General features: G+C 72.3%; 2 protein-coding genes and 1 pseudogene. 1 reads left to right on the top strand and 2 read right to left on the bottom strand.

Annotated elements, in window-relative coordinates:
- Window positions 1-96: 96 nt before the first annotated feature.
- Window positions 97-651: a DUF6230 family protein gene (locus ACWEVO_RS35070; protein WP_452311706.1), complete on the bottom strand. Its 555-nt coding sequence runs from the start codon at window positions 649-651 to the stop codon at window positions 97-99.
- Between the two features lie 449 nt (window positions 652-1100).
- Window positions 1101-2024 (bottom strand): NAD(+) diphosphatase, encoded by a 924-nt coding sequence (gene nudC, locus ACWEVO_RS35065; protein WP_452311705.1) that lies wholly within the window; start codon window positions 2022-2024, stop codon window positions 1101-1103.
- A 188-nt stretch (window positions 2025-2212) separates the two neighbouring features.
- On the opposite strand from nudC, the pseudogene ACWEVO_RS35060 reads away from it, so the two are divergent.
- Window positions 2213-2410, top strand: a pseudogene (locus tag ACWEVO_RS35060) (VanW family protein); the annotation flags it as partial.

Genomic DNA, 2410 nt, shown 5'->3' with positions numbered 1-2410 from the left:
TCTGGGGGGTTGTCACCTACTCCTCGGGGGGGTGGGGGGGGGCTTAAACACGGTCGAGGCCCGCGGAGGGCGCCCTCCGCGGGCCTCGACATCAGATCAGAAGCATTCCCTGGCACTCGGGCCGACGTTCACCTTGAGCTTGAGGCCGTTCAGGGTGAAGACGCCGGCGCTGGTGGAGCGGGCCACCTGCTTCAGGTCGGTGATGACGACCTTGTCAGCGCTCTGGCCGAACGACTTGGGCGCGGCCGGCTGGGACGGGTTCATGTCGTTCGCGTCCCGGCCGATCTTGATGTTCTTGAACTCCGCGTCGCCCTCCAGGGAATCCATGTCGATCAGCAGGTCGCTGGCGGTGGCCGGCTTGCCGCCGCCACCGGCGTTGATGGTCAGCACGATCGGCACGCCCGGGATGCTGGCGTTCACCGACTGGCAGAGGTCGTACAGCTTGGCGCTGCCGATCTCGGAGACGGCCACCGGGTGCTGCGTGCCGTCCGACTCCTGGGCGATACCGCCGTACTGCTTGAAGCCGTCACCCTCGAGCTTCGAGGCGCCGACCTTGAAGGTCTGGCCCGAGACGGCGAACGAGGCGGCGATGGCGCCGTTCGCCATGCCCAGCACGATGCCGCCGGCCACGACGGTCGCCGGCACCATCATCGCGGCGAAGCGACGCCAGCGGGTGCCACCACTCACCTGGCGGTCTTCCGATTCACTCACAAGGTCCTCCTCGACGGGGGTGCGTCACCGACCGCGGACGCGACTCGGGACGGGGAAAGCTGCGGGGCGGCGCGGCGACCGTGTGCCGACGGGCCGCGCAGTACGCGGATTGGATGCTCTCGCGAAGCGACACACCTCACAAGCCCCTTGCTACTGGCGGGTAACACAACCGTGGTATCAAGATCGCCAAGGGTTACCAACGGTTAACATCCCGACAGCAACAAGTCCCGGGCAAACCCTCTCGATTACGACAGGAAGGCCGACAGGTTTCACCTGCCGTAGCCAGTCCAGGACTACGTCACAGTTCGGTAACGGGGCGCTGACAAACCGCTGAGGGTGAGGTGCCGCTCACCCGTCCGGCCGACTCGGCTGGCCGGTCGGCCTGCCCGTCAGCCCCGGCCGTCCAACCAGGACCCCAGCAGGTGGCGGTCGATCGAGTCGATCCGGCCCAGGGGACGCCCCTCCGCCACCCGAGCCCGCAGCTCCTCCCGGGTGAACCAACGCGCGTCCACCAACTCCTCGCCGTCCACCCGCACCTCGGTCGAGGCCGCCGTCGCCCGGAAACCCACCATCAGCCCGGCCGGGAACGGCCACGCCTGGGAACCCTGGTACGCCATCCCGGACACCGTCACACCGGCCTCCTCGGCCAACTCCCGGCGTACCGCGTCCTCCAGGCTCTCGCCGATCTCGACGAAGCCGGCCAGCGTCGACCAGGACCCCTCCGGCGCGCCCCGGTGCCGGGCCAGCAGGCAGCGTCCGGGCTCGTCCGGCGCCTCCACCAGGACGATCACCGCCGGCTCGATCCGGGGGAAGAGCAGCCGGCCGCAGCCGGGCCCGGTGCAGGACCGGGTGTGGCCGCCGTCCCGCGCCTTCGTCGCCGCCCCGCAGGTACCGCAGTGCCGCTGCCCGCGATGCCAGTGCAACAGCCCCTTGGCGTACGCCTGCACGGCCGCCTCGGCCGCCTCCAGCCCACCCACCAGGGCCCGCACGTCGGCCGTCCCGGCCGCCCCGGCCAGCGCCAGCGCCTCCGGCTCGGGTCGGCCCGACAGGTCCACCGCGAAGACCGCCCGGCCGTCGTCCAGGCCGAGGAAGACCGCCTCGTCGGCGACGGCGAGCAGCCCGGCCGCGTCGACGGCGGCCGCGCGCACCGGAACCTGCTCCGCCGACACCAGGCAGCGGTCCCGCCAGAACGGCAGCAGCACGGTCCCCCGGTCGGTCAGCCGGGCGACGACCCACTCCGGGTCGCCGCGCAGCCCGGCCGCCCGGTCCAGCCATCCGCCGCCGTACGCCAGGCCACGCTCATCCACCCGCACCCGCCCACCGTCGCACGACCCGCCTCCGGGCGGGGACCCCGGGTGGCGTGATCACCGCGACAGCACGCCGTTCCGCCGACTGGGGCGACGCCGGACGGAGACTCCCGGCCGGCTCGAGCGTTGGTTACCGTAGGTGTCTCCCGGGGTGGGGGAACGGTCCCCACGTGATATTTCCGATCGAGGTTGCTGTGACGCTGTACGGGGAAAAGCTCCCGCCCGCCGACGACCGGCCCACGGTGAAGGTCACCGCGGTGAGCTGGCCGGACGACGAGCCGGAAGCCGCCGCCGGCGCACCGGCCCCGGGGCGGCCCGCCTGGTTCCGGCGGAGCCGGGTGCTCCTCGCCGGCGGGGTCGCCGCGGCGCTGATCGTCGCCGGCGTGGGCGCC

This window comes from Micromonospora sp. NPDC003776, from assembly GCF_053605645.1.
This window is presented reverse-complemented; position numbering and strand designations above follow the sequence as displayed.